This is a genomic window from Parahaemophilus parainfluenzae (assembly GCF_001055095.1).
In the GTDB taxonomy this organism is placed as follows: Bacteria; Pseudomonadota; Gammaproteobacteria; order Enterobacterales; family Pasteurellaceae; genus Haemophilus_D; species Haemophilus_D parainfluenzae_Z.
Genome location: NZ_JVHG01000014.1, coordinates 1 through 16,738, shown reverse-complemented (window position 1 = coordinate 16,738; position 16,738 = coordinate 1). Strand labels below are relative to the sequence as shown.

Annotated in this window: 12 protein-coding genes and 3 tRNA genes; 6 read left to right on the top strand and 9 right to left on the bottom strand. The window is 39.4% G+C overall.

Annotated elements, in window-relative coordinates; genetic code table 11:
- From ADA56_RS03620 to erpA, 8 genes are all read right to left on the bottom strand, one after another.
- Positions 1–1,134: an ABC transporter permease gene (locus ADA56_RS03620; RefSeq protein ID WP_049369289.1), complete on the bottom strand. Its 1,134-nt coding sequence runs from the start codon at positions 1,132–1,134 to the stop codon at positions 1–3.
- On the bottom strand, positions 1,121–2,461 hold the full coding sequence (locus ADA56_RS03615) for an ABC transporter permease (protein WP_049369288.1): 1,341 nt from the start codon (positions 2,459–2,461) through the stop codon (positions 1,121–1,123). Before ADA56_RS03615 ends, ADA56_RS03620 begins: the two co-directional genes overlap by 14 nt.
- Positions 2,461–3,855, bottom strand: coding sequence for a Fe-S-containing protein (locus ADA56_RS03610; protein WP_049369287.1), 1,395 nt, complete (start codon positions 3,853–3,855; stop codon positions 2,461–2,463). The genes ADA56_RS03615 and ADA56_RS03610 overlap by 1 nt, the downstream gene beginning before the upstream one ends.
- A 114-nt stretch (positions 3,856–3,969) precedes the next feature.
- A complete protein-coding gene (locus tag ADA56_RS03605) occupies positions 3,970–4,491 on the bottom strand; it encodes an iron transporter (protein ID WP_005696223.1) in 522 nt (173 codons plus the stop codon).
- Positions 4,492–4,519: 28 nt separating this feature from the next.
- Positions 4,520–6,424, bottom strand: a complete 1,905-nt coding sequence (locus ADA56_RS03600) for an FTR1 family iron permease (RefSeq protein WP_049369285.1) — start codon at positions 6,422–6,424, stop codon at positions 4,520–4,522.
- Positions 6,425–6,643: 219 nt separating this feature from the next.
- Positions 6,644–9,043, bottom strand: a complete 2,400-nt coding sequence (gene mrcB / locus ADA56_RS03595) for a penicillin-binding protein 1B (RefSeq protein WP_049369283.1) — start codon at positions 9,041–9,043, stop codon at positions 6,644–6,646.
- A gap of 24 nt (positions 9,044–9,067) precedes the next feature.
- The gene (locus tag ADA56_RS03590) at positions 9,068–9,421 is read right to left on the bottom strand and encodes a YacL family protein (RefSeq protein WP_049369281.1); all 354 of its coding nucleotides are present in this window, start codon (positions 9,419–9,421) and stop codon (positions 9,068–9,070) included.
- Between the two features lies 1 nt (position 9,422).
- A complete protein-coding gene (erpA, locus tag ADA56_RS03585) occupies positions 9,423–9,770 on the bottom strand; it encodes an iron-sulfur cluster insertion protein ErpA (protein WP_049369279.1) in 348 nt (115 codons plus the stop codon).
- Between the two features lie 125 nt (positions 9,771–9,895).
- On the opposite strand from erpA, the gene map reads away from it, so the two are divergent.
- Positions 9,896–10,699 (top strand): type I methionyl aminopeptidase, encoded by an 804-nt coding sequence (map, locus tag ADA56_RS03580; protein WP_049369277.1) that lies wholly within the window; start codon positions 9,896–9,898, stop codon positions 10,697–10,699.
- Between the two features lie 293 nt (positions 10,700–10,992).
- Complete coding sequence (gene glnD / locus ADA56_RS03570) at positions 10,993–13,578, top strand: bifunctional uridylyltransferase/uridylyl-removing protein GlnD (RefSeq protein ID WP_049369275.1); 2,586 nt, start codon at positions 10,993–10,995, stop codon at positions 13,576–13,578.
- 45 nt (positions 13,579–13,623) lie between these two features.
- Here glnD and hemL read toward each other — a convergent pair whose 3' ends face one another.
- Positions 13,624–14,907: a glutamate-1-semialdehyde 2,1-aminomutase gene (gene hemL / locus ADA56_RS03565; protein ID WP_049369273.1), complete on the bottom strand. Its 1,284-nt coding sequence runs from the start codon at positions 14,905–14,907 to the stop codon at positions 13,624–13,626.
- Between the two features lie 120 nt (positions 14,908–15,027).
- Between hemL and wecA the strand changes: the two genes are divergently transcribed.
- The 4 genes from wecA (at position 15,028) to ADA56_RS03545 (ending at position 16,559) form a co-directional block, all read left to right on the top strand.
- Positions 15,028–16,092: a UDP-N-acetylglucosamine--undecaprenyl-phosphate N-acetylglucosaminephosphotransferase gene (wecA, locus tag ADA56_RS03560; RefSeq protein ID WP_049369271.1), complete on the top strand. Its 1,065-nt coding sequence runs from the start codon at positions 15,028–15,030 to the stop codon at positions 16,090–16,092.
- Between the two features lie 183 nt (positions 16,093–16,275).
- Positions 16,276–16,352: transfer RNA gene (locus ADA56_RS03555), tRNA-Arg, on the top strand.
- 30 nt (positions 16,353–16,382) lie between these two features.
- A tRNA-His gene (locus ADA56_RS03550) sits at positions 16,383–16,458 on the top strand.
- Between the two features lie 24 nt (positions 16,459–16,482).
- A tRNA-Pro gene (locus tag ADA56_RS03545) sits at positions 16,483–16,559 on the top strand.
- Positions 16,560–16,738: the final 179 nt, after the last annotated feature.

Genomic DNA, 16,738 nt, shown 5'->3' with positions numbered 1-16,738 from the left:
TTATTCCCCTTTTAACACATTTGCGGTTTGAATATTTAAAGCTCGTTTGGTTGGTACAATCACCGCAATAAAGGCAACCAATAACGATAAGACGATAGTAATTGGAATAACCGGTAGACGCATATCAATGTAAGATTTAAATACGGTTAATCCAAGTAATTGTGCCAAGATGTAGCCGAGAATCAGTCCCGCGACAATTGCACAAAGTGCTATGATGAGAATCTCGGTACTAATCTGTTTAATGATGTCACTTTGTTTGGCACCTAAAGCTTTTTGTAGCGCAAATTCTTTTGCTCGCTCACCAACAATCGCAATCAACGTGGTATTCACACAAAGGGTGGCGAGAATCAAAATGACCAATGAGATTAACCCCATCAATCCTTTGATTTTATCTAAAATCTGCCCTTCAGAAGCGGAGACTTTTCGAATCGGTCGTGCAGTCAGATCAGGTTGATGTTGCATAATGTCTTGGGCAAATTGTGCGACATTACCTTGTTCATTTTTTACATTGAGCAAGGCGTTGTTTGCTAATCCTTCTTTATCCAACCAATTTTGGGCAAACTCTAAATTCACGATCAGCATGTTGTCAGTGGCATCACCTGCCTCAACAATACCTTTTATCGTGAATTCATGTTTTTCGACCGCATTTTTAGACAGAGTTAATTTACTTCCAACACCTAAATTAAGGCGTTCCGCTAAGGTTTTACCAATCATGGCATTGCGGTCATCAAAATTCACATTAATAGCTGAGCCGGTAATTTGCCAATAAGGTGCAAGCACATGCATATCTTCAAACCAGACGCCCATAATCACGATTTTTTCTAAATCACTTCGCGCAACACCATATAAATAAGGACTGGCAGCGGTAATGAAATTATCCGGTGCATTGTGCAGAATTTGCTTTAATTGGCGTTCCTTCATCAATCCACCATTGGCTGCACCGATGTAAAAGTTTGCCCCGAAAGTACGGAGCTCTTGACTCATTTTGGTATTAATATCGAAATAGACCGCAGCCATTGCCGTCACAATGGACGCACCAACAGTCAGGGCGGAGAAGATAATAAATACTCGTTGTAAACGTAGGCGTAATGCTTGGAAGATTAAACGCCAAAACATACTTTTATTGGCGGCCATAGAGCACCTCCACAGGGTAAAGTTTGGCAATACGATGAGCAGGGAACCAAGTACCCACTACAGCAATTAAAATAGACAGCATTAATACGCAAGGGATTACAATCCAAGCAAAACTTAGCGGAACACCAAATAGAGCCGAACCAATAAATCTTGCTAAGCCCCAACCTGCAATACAACCAAGCGAGCCACCAATTAAGGCACTAATAATGGCTTCGCAATAAAACAATAACGCGATTTGCCATTGGTATGCGCCTAACGCTTTCATTAAACCAATTTCTTTTGAACGCTCAATGATCCCTGTACTCATTAATGAGGCAATCCCCATAGCTGCCGCGATTAAAGCGGCGAGAGTCACAACAGCAAGCAATAACTGGATTTTACCAATGACAACACCTTCTGAAGCCGCAACCTGCCAAATTGGGCGAACAATAGCGCCTGAGATAGCTTCTTCTAATTGGTGTGAAATAGACGAGACATAAGCCGTACAATACCAACGATCGTACTCTTCCGCATCCAATGCATCGGTATTGGCACGAGCCTTACGAGAAAGGTCATTTTCAGGCACGGTCAGCGCAGAGACTTTAACTGATTGAATTTTTCCTTCTAAGCCCAGTAATTTTTGCACAGCGTTGAGCGGCATGACTAATTGATTATCTTCAGTCCCACCCGTGGATAAAATACCGGTAATTTCAACCGCACTTTGATTATCTAGCTCATTATTTTGATAGCGAAGCTGGATTTTATCACCTTGTTTTAAGCCAGTTCGTTGAGCCAATTGCTCACCAATCAATGCAGGAATAAATTCTCCTTCAGGTGTTTCAAGATCGTTGACCCATTCCCCTTGCACATGCCAATAAGGACTAATAATTTTTTGTCCGGTGTGGTAATCATCTTCATCTGGTACAGGGATGTTGTGATCAAAAAACGTACCTAACACATTAATTTGTCCAAGTGCGGTTGATTTATCGTGAGTGTTTGTGGAAAGCGTTTCCGCTTTTACATCTGCACTTAATAACGGTGCAAAACCTACGATATTATTTCGCCAGAAAATATCTTTAATATTCGGTAGCTCTTTTTCATCGAGAAAATCTTGGCTACTTAAATCTGCGTTATGACTGAGTTCATCAGGCAAGGCTGCATTACTTGCAGGTTCAACTAAAATATTGGCTCCGTAAGATTTGAGCTCTTTTGCCATTTTATCGCCAATATCAATGGATACCGCCAAGAGCGCAGAGACTAAGCCAGCCGCTAAGAAAATAGTAATAACGGCCAACAGTTTACGTTTAATGCTAAAACGCCAAGATTGGAATAACATTCTTGCTAGCATTATTCCCCCTTACCTAAATATTTTTCAGGGTTATCACGGAATAAATCGAGGTTTTTCTCGCTTTCAAAGAAGTAAGTTTTACCTTCATAATTGTATTTGTGCTCCGTTTTAGTGTTTTTCATTTGGGTGCCACTAATCGGATCTTTTACATCGATTTCAACAATCGTGCTAAATAAATTCAGCCCTTCTTCTAAGCCGGTTCGATTAATGAGAATTTCAGTCTCAGTTTGTTGCCAATCTTCAATCGGTACAGGATTACAGCCACCCGGTTTACCAATAGATGGAATAAACATATGTACGCCGCAGCCCACACAAACCACTTGGTTGCCTTCCATGACATAGCCTTGGTCACCACAAAGCAAGCAGGCGTCAAATACCGCGGCTAGGCTCAATTTATCCGGTTGACGATTAATAACAAAGAAACGCACAGCTTTACCATCATCAGCAATCCAGACAAAACGGTGTAATTTACCGTCTTTTACTTGTTCAATTGGAATATGGACTTGTTGCTTTTCATCTAAGGTCAGAGGAATAGCTTCTGAAAGTTGTGGTGGACGAGAAGCAATTTGCTCCCAATAAAGCTGCGTAGCAAAAGTAATTGCTAAGGCCAAATAGCCCCACCCAAGTAAGCGAGAGGAAGTACGCAATGCGGCTAATTTTTGGCGTTTTTCAATGGGTTCTTGTGTCGCATTAACTTGTTGCTTGCGTGATAAATGAATTTTGCCGTAGAAGATGGCTAGTACGACGAAGAGTAAGGCAGCACAGATGTAATTTAACCAGAGAGTGATTTCGCCTGATTTTGCAACAAAGCTTAAACGTAGTTTGGTGAGTTCAAGCACTTGAAGTTTCATTAAAATTAATAAGAGTTCGCCAATAAGTGGAACAAGTAAGCAAATTAAGAGAAGGCTCATCACACCTTTTAAGAGTGCGGTCGATTTTTGTTGTGTTTTTCCCGCTTGTTTTAAAAGTAAATCAATCCAACCTTGTAAGCATAAACAAAAAACAAAGGCAAAAATGACCGCACTTATGTGCAGGATTGAGTCTGTGTTGATGACATCAGTAGAAACAAGCGCGGTAATGTTAGGATCTTTTGCCCAGAAGCTGCCCGCGATAAGCATTAATACCGTTTGCCAAAAGGCCGGTAAGCGACCTTTGCCGAAAATTAAACATAAGGTAAAGATAAACAATAGTGCCAATATTACGCCATTGAGCACTAAATTGGTCATTTGTCCCGTAGGTAAACTAAGACGTAGTACGATACCGGCAGTAAAGCCAAATAAGCTAAGCCAAATTATTTTTTTTGCACTCACAGCGGATTGTTTGCTGTGATAAACACCGAGCAGTAATGAAAAGGGTAAAAGTGCTTGAAGGAAAAAAGTAAAAAAATAATTCATAGTTTGACCATTTAATAGGATAAAACAGACGATATTTTAAGGTTAAATTAAATGCTATTGCCTTCCCCTGACAACAAGGGAAGGCAAGTCGGTAAAATCGAGATTTACCTTAGATTATTTGATGCCAGTGAATTTGAATTCATAGCTAACATCAAATGGTTTCCACCAACGGCCTACACCCGTTTCAGAGTCAGTATGGCGGTGCATACCTGCTTTTGATGGTGGGTCGATGTGGTAAGTTAATTTATAGTTACCCACGCCCATCATTTTCACGTTTGCACCGTAGTGAGGACCGTCACCCGCTACCATCGGCATGAAGGTACCTTCTTGTTTTTCACCCGTATCAGTATTTACTAAAGTATAGTTGATGGTTAAGTAAGGCATCCATTCACCATCACCAAAGCCATTTTTGTTACCTTTTACTGCGTGGATGTCCGCTTCTAAGTGGATATCTGATTTCGCAGCAGGTAAACCCATACCACGTGGTTCCATATCAATTGGTTTGAGATAAACCGCCGCAATTTCCATTTCATTCATGGTTACCGCTTCACCGATTGGATATTCTTGGAATGCGTTAGCAGTAGACGCGGTGAAAATACCCGCAAATAATGCTGTTGCTAAAAGTGCTTTTTTCATTGTTTTTCTCCTAAAGGATTGTTGGGTATTACGCGGCTTTTTTGCTTTGATATTTCATAATAAACAGAGCAAATACGGCTGCGACGAGTAAGATTGCTTGTGGAATCAAGGTTTCCATATAAGGATAAATACCTAACCACGAAATTTCAGGCGCCCCGCTAATTAGCGTAGGCTCGAAAAGTTTGCCTTCAATGAGTTCTAAAACAGATTTACCGGCGAATACAAAGGCCATTAAGTACATAAATGAACCCGTAAACATAAAGAATGGTTTAAGCGGTAATTTCACCACGGTATAACGCATCACGAAGTAGCAAATGGTGAGAATAATCGCGCCGACAATGATACCTGCGAAAAGGTAGATAAAACTGACCGCATTTTTCGCATCACCTACAAGGGCATAATAGAACAATACCGTTTCAGCCCCTTCACGATATACCGCTAAGAAGCTGGTAAGCCATAGGCCAATGAGTGAGCCAGTAGTAAGAGCAGTAGACAGTTTGCCTTCTAAATAACGTTTCCAGTTTTGTGCTTCAACTTTAGATAACAACCAGTAACTCATCATAAAGAGCATGACGACGGCAAAAATCATCGTAAAGCCTTCGAGCAATTCGCGGTTTTGACCAGAATTTTCAAAGATAAGTTGGAAGATAAATGCGGTAACCACACTGGCAATTAGCGCCACATAAACAGACTGACGAATAACCGGCAATTTATCTTGGTGATTATTTTTAATTAAGTAAGTCACAATAGCAGCAACAATTAATAAGGCTTCTAAACCTTCACGAAGAATGATTAAAAGGCTATATAAGAACATAGACCAATCGCTTTGTTCTTCGCCCTGTAACATTTCAACCGCTTTAGTTAAATTCTGGTTTAGCCCATCAGCTTGAGCTTGTAACTTATCACCTTGTTCAGCTTTCATTAAACTAACGAGACGAGTAAAGTAGCCTTCAAGTTCAGCTTTAAAGTTACTATCACGAGAACCCACTTTGTTTTCCATTCCTGTGCTTTCAAACACGTCGAAATAGGTGTCTTGTACGGAAAGAATCGCTTTTTTGCTTTCACCTTGTTGATAGAGGGCAATAGCTTGTTGAATACGTTGGTTGATCTCTTGTTTAATCTTATTCCAATCTTGCTCTTGTTGGTTATCAGTTGCTTGCTGTGCCGTATTGGATTGAACGTTTTGTTCTTCTCGTGTGGTTGGCAGATTAGGCAAGTTTTCTTCAATGTCTTGTAATAATTGCGTGCTTTGATAACCAATCTCTGTGATTTGATCGGCTTGTTCACTTAAACGGATGATGTTGTAAAACTGCTGATTAATCGCAGCTGAAATTTCTGCAGAGCGATTTTGGCGAATGGACATTTCCATTTCTGAGTTTTTATAGCCATCATATTGTGCTTGTTGGAACAATTTTTGGGCATTGGCAAGATCACCATTTTGATAAGCATCGATCCCTTGAGCGATCAAGTCATCAATGGTTTTAAAACTTTGTTGCCAATAAGGGGCAATCGCTTGATTATCATAAACGCCATGTTGTCCATCGGCATTGAGTTGATGGCCTTCAACCAATGATGGCAACACTTCTTTTAATTCTTTTTTGAGTTGATCGATTTTAGCCTGAATCTCTTTTTGTGAACTGCCTTCACCAATCATTTTACGGATCTCACCAAAAGTCGCTTCCATTTGGTAACTTTTTTGTGCGGAGAAATTGATACGGATTGGGCCTTCTAGATTTTCAAAGACTTCAAAATAAGCCATTTGCACTTCAGTACGGGCGTCATCTGTATTGCCTTGTTGGATAAGTTGAGACGTTTTATCTAAGCGAGCCGTAATATCATCAACCCATTGTTGATAGTTATCTTGTGCAAGGAGTGAAGAAGAAAAGGCGAGTGAAAAAATTAAAAAGAAAAATCGAATAGAACGGAATAGCATCGCTATTTACCTCATTACCTCAAATGAAATTAATTCCTATTTATAATTATCCTTTGATATCAGTGAAATGGCAATAAATAATTCTAATTTTTGTGATGGAGATCAAAAAATTCACATGAGATTGGAAATCTAGAGACGGTTCTTTTATACGAAAAAGAATAAAGCGCCTTTGCTCGGCGCTTTATGGAGATATAAAAGTGCGGTCAAAAATAAGCGAGTTTATTGAGCCGGCGTGGCTTCTTCAACAGGCGCTTTATTATCTAACACATCCCATACACTTTCTTGTTTTGGTGATTCAGGTTGTTCAGGTTGTGGCGATTGCGTGGTTTGCGCCGCGGTAGCAGTCGCAGTACTCGTCGTTTGTGCTGAAGCGCAGAAATTTTGATCTTTATTTGCCCAAACTGGGATTGTTCGGCTGCTACCACAACTCCAACTACCGTAAGCATTGATGCCAACCCATTTAATGGTAGAAGGTTGACCGAGTTTCAGTTTTTCAATGACAACACGGTTTAAATAATCTTTATAGATTTGTAATGCACCAGAGGCACCCGTCAATTTGGTTTCACCGTTATCATCACGACCTAACCAAATGGTGCTAACATTTTTACCATCAATACCCACAAACCACGTATCACGGGCATCATTGGTGGTGCCTGTTTTACCCGCAAGACGAAGATCCGCGTAATCATTTTGTAAACTACGCGCGGTACCACGTTCTACGGTTTGTTGCATCGCATACAAGGTTTGATACGCTGCTTCTCTCGGCACCACTTGATCCGGCACGGTATTGTGTTCGTAAATAATATTCCCTTGGCGATCAGCAATGCTTTGAATGGTACTTAACTCAATTTTGCCACCTTGATTTGCAATGGTTTGATAGAGTTTGGTCACATCATAAGGTGAAATACTGTAAGAACCGAGTAAGGTCGCAGGCACTTTTGGAATGGCTACATTATCCCAACCCATGGCTTTTTGCGTATCGATCACTTTGCTTAAACCGACTTTCATTCCAATATTTACCGTTGGAATATTCAGCGAGCGAGCTAGGGCATCCATTAGCATCACCGAACCGCTATATTTACGATCGTAGTTACGAGGCTGCCAAGGTTGGCTACCTTTAACATAAATCGTGATTGGTTGGTTTTGAATTGGTGTATTTAAACGGAATTGTTCCGGATTCATCAGTGCGGTCAAATAAATAGATGGTTTTACCAATGAACCAATTTGACGTTTTGACATTAACGCACGGTTAAAGCCCGCATATTCTGTTTGTAATCCACCGACAACTGCACGTATTTCACCCAAGTGATAATCCGCGACAATCATTGCACCTTCTAAATATGGATTTTTAGTTTGTACTTGCAATTGATTGACTGTATTCACCACGGCATTTTCAGCTTGTTCCTGTTGTTTTAAATCCATGGTGGAGAAAATGCGTGCACCAAGTAGTGCAGACGTTTTATTTTCCCCTAATTGACGACGAAGGTCTGCTTGTAATGTTTGAATGAAAGCAGGGTATTTACGTGAAATTTGTCCTTTAGCTTGCACGCCTAATGGACGTTTACTCAACATCTCATATAACTCATCCCCAATCATTTGGTGATCAAGCATTAGTTTTAGCACCACATTTCGGCGATCGAGGGCATATTGTGGATTTCGCCATGGATTATAAAGGGATGGTCCTTTAACCATGCCAACTAAAAGGGCAATTTGGTCTAGGCTAATTTCACGGATGGAGCGACCAAAATAGAATTGGCTCGCCAACGCAAAACCGTGAATTTGAATATCACCATTTTGACCAAGGTAAATCTCGTTAAGATAGGTTTCTAAGATACGGTTTTTATCATATCGCCAATCTAATACCAATGACATTAAAGCTTCATTAGCTTTACGTGTCAGAGAACGTTCGCTAGATAAAAATAGATTTTTAACTAATTGCTGAGTGAGTGTACTGCCACCTTGAACCGTTTGACCGGCTTTAATATTGGCAATCATTGCTCGCACAATACCCACAGGATTAATCCCGTTATGCTCATAAAAACGGCGATCCTCTGTAAGTAATAAGGCATCGATGAGTAAACGAGGGTATTGCTGTAACGGAATTGCTAAACGATCTTCATTATCTGATTCCAACATCGCAATTAATTTAGGTGCAAGACGGAATTCATCAACCGCTTTTACGTTGACTAAGTCTTCAATACGAGAAAGTTTGTTATCCGTAAAACGTAAACGTAATACACGTTGTGGTTCTGGCTTGTCAGGATAAGGGAATGCGCGACGAAGTAATACGATGGTATCTTCTTCGAGTTTAAAATCGCCCGGTGCTGCAATCATGGTAGTTTGACGGTATTCGTTATCGAGTAAGATTTGAATCACTTCGTCAAAAGAAAGGTTATCAGAAAGTTTAACGCTTTCTAAACGGCTATACACTTCTGCCGGTAAACGCCAAATTTGGCCATCCATTTTGGAGCGAATTTGCCAATCCAAATAGCCACCATAAAATACGGCAAGCGTTCCTAAAGTAAAGGCCGCTTTAGCTAAAAAGATTTTATAAGAACGGCGCTTATCTGGCGCTTGTGTTTCTTGTTGTTCAGGTGAGGTGTTTTCCGTTTCCGACATAATAGTTAGCTTCAGAGAATGAGGTTAAGCAATAAATGCAAAATAGGCATTAAGAAAGTGGATGAAGTCTGTTGTACCGCAGAAGGCGATACTTTCTTCATCATAATAATGGAAGTCGTCTTCTAAAATTTCATCTGTTTCAATCGCAAGGTTATTGGCGCGAATCATCACTTCATCGGTATTGATAAAAAGCGTGTATTCGGAACCAATCTGCGTGACTTCATCATTATTTTTAATCTGCTCACAGGCAGAAAGTGCGGTCAAAAACGCTTGAGGATTTGACCGCACTTCAGAATTAAACCAATTGGCTAGCGCAATGTGTTCCATCGAACATTTGGCATGCACATTGCCTAGATAATGGGTAAATTGAAAATCCATGTTAGATGCTGAATGACGAACCGCAGCCACAGGTGCTGGTTGCATTTGGATTGTTCACCACAAAACGAGAACCTTCCAAGCCTTCAGTATAATCAACGGTGCCACCAATTAAGTATTGTAAGCTCATTGGATCAATGACTAATTGCACACCAGATTTTTCAATCGTCAGGTCGCCTTCATTGACTTTATCATCAAAGGTAAAACCATATTGGAAACCGCTGCAGCCACCACCGGTGATATACACGCGTAATTTTAATTCATTGTTTTCTTCTTCGGTAATTAAGCTTTTTACTTTATTGGCTGCTGCATCAGTAAAAGTTAACGGCACGGCCATATCTAAATCTGACATATACTATATTCCCACTTTCCTAAAATAATCTGCGTATTATCCAATAACCCGTCAATTCATTCAAGATTTTTCACGGAATTAGTGCTATTATGCGCAGATAAATCTTAATTAAATAAGGAGAAATAATGGGTATTCCATTAAGAACTGAAGAAGAACTTGTTAAGTTGCGTGAAGCGTGTAAATTAGCATCTGATGTTTTGGTTATGATCGAACCTTATGTAAAAGAAGGGGTTACCACCGGTGAATTGGATCGCATTTGTCATGACTACATGGTGAATGTACAAAAAGTGATTCCTGCTTGCTTAAATTATCATGGTTTCCCGAAAGCAACCTGTATTTCTATAAATGAAGTGGTTTGCCATGGTATTCCAAGCGACGATAAAAAATTAAAACAGGGCGATATTGTCAATATTGATGTGACCGTGATTAAAGACGGTTATTTCGGAGACAACTCTAAAATGTATGTCGTGGGTGAAACCAATATTCGTAGCCAAAAATTGGTTGAAGCGGCACAAGAAGCGCTTTATGTGGGATTACGTACGGTTAAGCCAGGTATTCGTTTAAATGAAATTGGTAAAGCGGTACAAAAATATACTGAAAGCCAAGGCTTTAGCGTAGTACGAGAGTACTGTGGCCACGGTGTGGGAACTGAATTCCATTGTGAACCGCAAGTATTACACTATTATGCCGATGATGGTGGTGTGATTTTAAAACCTGGCATGGTATTCACCATTGAGCCAATGATTAATGCGGGTAAAAAAGAAGTACGCATTATGGGCGATGGTTGGACAGTAAAAACCAAAGACCGTAGCCATTCAGCGCAATATGAGCATCAAATTGTGGTTACCGAAAACGGTTGTGAAGTGATGACAATCCGCGATGAAGAAATTGCGGAAGGTCGAATTCAACGTATGATGATCAATATTTAAAGCATTAAAAAGAAATTTGATTTATGATGAGATTTAGAACTTTCCTTCTGATCAGTTTAGTTATCGTATTTTTTGCGTGCCTTCCCCTTATTATTTTTGAGGTGATAGGAGAAGGAGAGCCTGTAATAGCTTTAGTGTGGATTGGCTACTTCGTTACACTACCAATTGGTGCAGTTGTACTAGGTGTCTTTTGGATCTGTTCAGTGTTTCATTGGGTATTTGACAAAGATTAATTCCTATCATGGTTATTGAAAGCTCATTTTTATGGCTTTTTATTTAATTAAGAGAACAGTATGCATTTTCCTTATCATTTCGATTCTCCACTCACGCCAAGTGCGGTCAAAATTCAGCGTGAAAATTTGAAGGAATTTGAACGTCAGCACTTTACTGATTATTCCGTTTTTGAGCTGATTGCTAACCGTACACAGTTTTGTGATGATTTGTTAAAACAGCTTTGGCAGCAATTTGAATTAGATAAAGCTAATCTTACCTTAATTGCAGTAGGTGGGTACGGAAGACAAGAAATGTTTCCTTTATCTGATTTGGATGTTCTTATTCTTTCAAAAGAAAAAAGAGAGTCTGAAACAGAAGAGAAAATTGGTCAACTCGTTCAGTTTCTATGGGATTGTGGATTCGACGTAGGACACAGTGTTCGTTCTTTAGAAGAATGTGAAAAGGAAGGCAAACACGACATTACTATTGCCACTAATTTGCTTGAGTCTCGTTATTTATCGGGAGATGTATCCCTTTTTAATGCCTTAGGGGAAATATTGAAAAAGCCAGATTTTTGGGCGGTAAAACTATTCTTTGACGCAAAAGTACAAGAACAAATTGAACGTTATCAGCGCTATAACAACACCAGTTATAATCTAGAACCCGATTTAAAATACAGCCCAGGTGGTTTACGGGATCTTCACCTTTTATATTGGATCGCATTACGTCATACCGGAGAAATGACCCTTGATGGCATTTTGGAAAGCGGCTTTATTTACCCATCAGAACACCAACAATTATTAGAGAACCAAGAATTTTTATTCAAAGTGCGGTTCGCTTTACACTTGATTTTAAAACGTTATGACAACCGTTTGTTGTTTGATCGTCAAATCAAAGTGAGCGAGATGCTTGGTTTTGAAGGTGAAGGAAACCGTGGTGTCGAAAAAATGATGAAACATTTTTTCCAAGCGTTACGCACGATTTCTCGTTTAACCGATATCCTGATTAAGCATTATAAAGAGCATTTTTTATCAACAAATGGCGAGGTTTCTATTCATCCTTTAGATGATAATTTTGAGCTAGTAAATCAAAGTTTGTGTTTACGTAAAGATGATCTGTTTTTACGTTATCCAGATCGTATTTTGGATCTTTTTTTCTATCTAACGCAGCATGAACAAGCCGAAATTCATTCCTCAACATTACGCCAACTTCAGATTGCGTTGGAAAGCTTGACGCAGAAATTATGTGATATTCCTGAAGCAAGAGAGAAATTTATTCGGTTATTTAATCAACCGAAAGCCATTCAGCGAGCATTCCTTCCAATGCACCAATATGGTGTGCTAACGGCTTATTTGCCACAATGGCAGGGGATTGAAGGTTTGATGCAATTCGATCTTTTCCACATTTACACGGTGGATGAGCACACTTTACGAGTGATGTTGAAATTGGAAAGTTTCTTAGCCGAAAATGAGGCAGAATCTCATCCCATTTGCCATCAAATATCTAGTCAAATTTCTGACCGCACTTTGCTTTATGTTGCCGCACTTTTCCATGATATAGCGAAAGGGCGAGGGGGTGATCATGCGGAGTTAGGGGCTGAAGATATTGCTGACTTTGCTCGTTTGCATGGTTTTGATCGTCGAGAAATTGAAACAATGATCTGGTTGGTGAAAGAACATCTGCTCATGTCAATTACCGCACAGCGTCGAGATATTCATGATCCGGAAGTCGTGATGAACTTTGCGGAAAATGTGCAAAATCGAGTTCGTTTAGATTATCTCACTTGTCTGACCGTTGCGGATATTTGTGCGACAAATGGCACATTATGGAATAGCTGGAAGCGTTCTCTTTTTGCCTCTTTATACGATTATACGGCGCAACAATTCCGACAAGGGATGGATTTGTTATTAGATAATGAAGAAAAAATCCTTGAAAATCGTCAATTGGCGTTGGCAATTTTATCCGAAGAACAACCAGAATTATCGGAAGAGAAAATTTCAGCCTTGTGGCAGCGTTGCCCATCTGATTATTTCTTACGAAATAGCCCAAAACAAATAGCGTGGCATACAGAGTTATTAGCTGAATTTGATGATGAAGTACTGGTTAAAATCAGTAACCGTTTTTCTTCCGGTGGGACAGAAATTTTTGTTTATTGTCCAGACCAAGCCAATTTATTTAATAAAGTGGTTTCAACCATTGGTGCGAAAAAATTCAGTATTCATGATGCGCAGATTTTAACATCAGATGATGGATATGTATTCGACAGCTTTATCATCACAGAATTAAATGGTGAATTGGTTCGTTCAGAACGTCGCCGAGAATTAGAGACGGTATTAACCTCTGTTTTATTAGGCGAAAAATTGCCATCCATGTCTTTTGCAAATAATCGACAGTTGCAACATTTCACCGTAAAAACAGATGTACGTTTTTTGAAAGAAACTAAAAAAGAGCATACCGAATTAGAAGTGGTGGCTTTAGATAAACCCGGTTTATTGGCTCAAATCAGTCAAATTTTTACCGAATTAAAACTCAATATTTGTAATGCAAAAATCACGACAGTAGGAGAAAAAGCCGAAGACTTCTTCATTTTAACAAATGAAAAAGGAATCGCATTAACCGAAGAAGAAAGGGGATTGTTAGAAAACGTGCTCTATGAACGTTTATAATATGAAATAAAAAAGTGCGGTTAAATTTAACCGCACTTTTATATTTTAAGCAACCGCCGCAAACGCAATATCAGCGGTAGCAAGGGTTTTTTCAATGTCTTCATTTGTATGAGCTAAAGACATAAAGCCAGCTTCAAAAGCAGAAGGGGCAAGATAAACGCCTTGATCGAGCATTTTATGGAAGAACACTTTGAATTTTTCGGTATCACATTTCATGACTTCTGCATAAGAGGTCACTTGTTTTTGGTCAGTGAAGAAAATACCAAACATTCCGCCTACATGATTAATCACAAATGGCACATTATGTTTTTGGGCTAATGCTTTTAAGCCATCACAAAGTTTTGTGGTTAATTCTGCAAGGTGTTGTTCGTTACCTGCTTTTTTCAATTCAGTCAAACAGGCTAAACCTGCAGCCATAGCAATCGGGTTACCAGAAAGAGTACCTGCTTGATAAACAGGACCAGTCGGTGCGAGGTGTTGCATAATCACTTTTTTACCGCCAACAGCACCCACTGGCATACCGCCGCCAATGACTTTCCCTAATGTAGTGAGATCAGGTGTTACACCATAGTAAGCTTGTGCGCCCGCAAGTGAAACACGGAAACCCGTCATGACTTCATCAATAATGAAAAGTGCACCATATTGGTTACAGATTTCGCGAATGCCTTGTAAGAAACCTTCTTTTGGCGGAATACAGTTCATGTTGCCTGCGACAGGTTCAATAATCACACAAGCGATATCATTAGGGAATTCTTCAAATAGTTTTTTAACTGAATCAAGATTGTTATATTCTGCCGTTAAAGTGTGTTTTGCAAAATCTTCAGGTACACCTGGTGAGCTAGGTTGACCAAGTGTTAATGCGCCCGATCCTGCTTTTACTAAAAGTGAATCAGAATGACCGTGGTAACAACCTTCAAATTTTAAGATTTTGCTTCTATTTGTATAACCACGCGCAAGACGGATTGCTGTCATGGTTGCTTCAGTACCTGAACTTACCATACGAACCATTTCAATAGATGGCACAATTTCACAGACTAATTCTGCTAAATCAATTTCAGATGGTGTTGGTGCACCAAAGCTTAAACCATTCTCCGCTGCTTTTAATACAGCATCTAAAATAGCAGGGTGGTTGTGACCTAAAATCATAGGCCCCCAAGAACCCACATAATCGATATATTGTTTGCCTTCAGTATCGTAAATATAAGCGCCTTTGGCTTTTTGAATGAATACAGGTGTACCACCTACGCCTTTAAAGGCACGAACAGGAGAGTTTACGCCACCAGGAATAACTTCTTGTGCACGAGAGAAAAGTGCGGTTGATTTTGTCATGATTTGAATCCTTATATTAAAAGTGGTCATATTGTACTAAAAAACTGAATTTGAGAAAAATCTTTGTGTGCTGATTTTTCTTTATGTTATCCTTTGCAAAAAAATTTTAGGATAAAAACTATGCTAAGTCTTCTCGTCACTTTTTTAGGGGCATTTTTGACCTTAATTGTCATGCGACCAATTGCCAATAAAATTGGCTTGGTTGATAAGCCAAATTATCGTAAACGTCACCAAGGTGCGATTCCGCTCATTGGCGGTGTTTCTCTTTTTATGGGAAACCTTTGCTATTATTTAATGGAGTGGGATCAACTTCGTTTACCTTATCTTTATATATTCAGTATTTTTGTTCTACTGGCAATTGGTATCTTAGATGACCGCTTCGATATTAGCCCCTTCTTGCGTGCAGGGATTCAAGCTGTGCTTGCAATTTTAATGATCGACTTAGGTAATGTTTATTTAGATCATTTAGGCCAAATTCTCGGACCATTCCAATTAACACTTGGTTCTATTGGGTTGATTATTACCGTATTTGCGACAATTGCGATTATTAATGCCTTTAATATGATTGATGGTATCGATGGATTGTTAGGCGGATTGTCAATTGTTTCCTTTGCTGCCATTGGTATTTTAATGTTCCGTGATGGACAGATGGATATGGCATATTGGAGTTTTGCCTTAATTGTCGCGATTTTGCCTTATCTATTATTAAACTTAGGGATTCCGTTCGGGCCAAAATATAAAGTGTTCATGGGCGATGCAGGAAGTACTTTAATCGGCTTTACTATTATTTGGATTCTACTTTTAAGTACGCAAGGAAAAGGGCATCCGATGAATCCAGTGACCGCACTTTGGATTATTGCTGTTCCTTTAATTGATATGGTGGCCATTATTTATCGTCGCTTACGTAAAGGAAAAAGTCCATTCAGACCAGATCGCTTACACGTGCATCACTTAATGGTTCGTGCAGGATTAACCTCTCGCCAAGCCTTTTTATTAATTACTTTCTTTGCAGCCATTTGTGCCACAATCGGGATCTTAGGCGAAGTCTTCTATATTAATGAATGGGCAATGTTTATTGCATTTATTGTATTATTCTTCCTTTATGCTTATTCAATTACAAAAGCATGGAAAATCACCCGTTGGGTACGAAGAATGAAACGTCGTGCACGTCGTAACAAGCAATAAATTAAATACAAGAGGGTAGCAATTTGCTATCCTTTTTTATGTTTTAGCACTAAAAATAAACGAATACATAATAAATTCTATACAAATTGAACAAAAATTTATCTTTTGATATTTTTTTTCAAAAAAGTGCTAGACAAGATATTTGGAAATCATTAATATACGCCCCTGCAACGACGCAGTAACGCGTTCGTAGCTCAGTTGGATAGAGCGTTGGCCTCCGGAGCCAAAGGTCGCAAGTTCGAATCTTGTCGAGCGCGCCAGAAGTCAATGCGATGAACAACTAATCAATGGTGGCTATAGCTCAGTTGGTAGAGCCCTGGATTGTGATTCCAGTTGTCGTGGGTTCGAATCCCATTAGCCACCCCATCTTCTCTTAATTGAGAAATCTGACGGCGAGTAGCGCAGCTTGGTAGCGCAACTGGTTTGGGACCAGTGGGTCGTAGGTTCAAATCCTATCTCGCCGACCAATTTATTTTTTGCTCTTTAACAATATATCAGACAATCTGTGTGGGCACTTGTTGATTGACTTGTTTTAAAAATATTTTTTAATTTTGAAGTCTTAATAGGTGCTAACTAGAAATTCATAATACTTTTTAAGTAGTGACATTTTATGTCAGCAGTATTGAGCGATTGAACTTGAATTGAA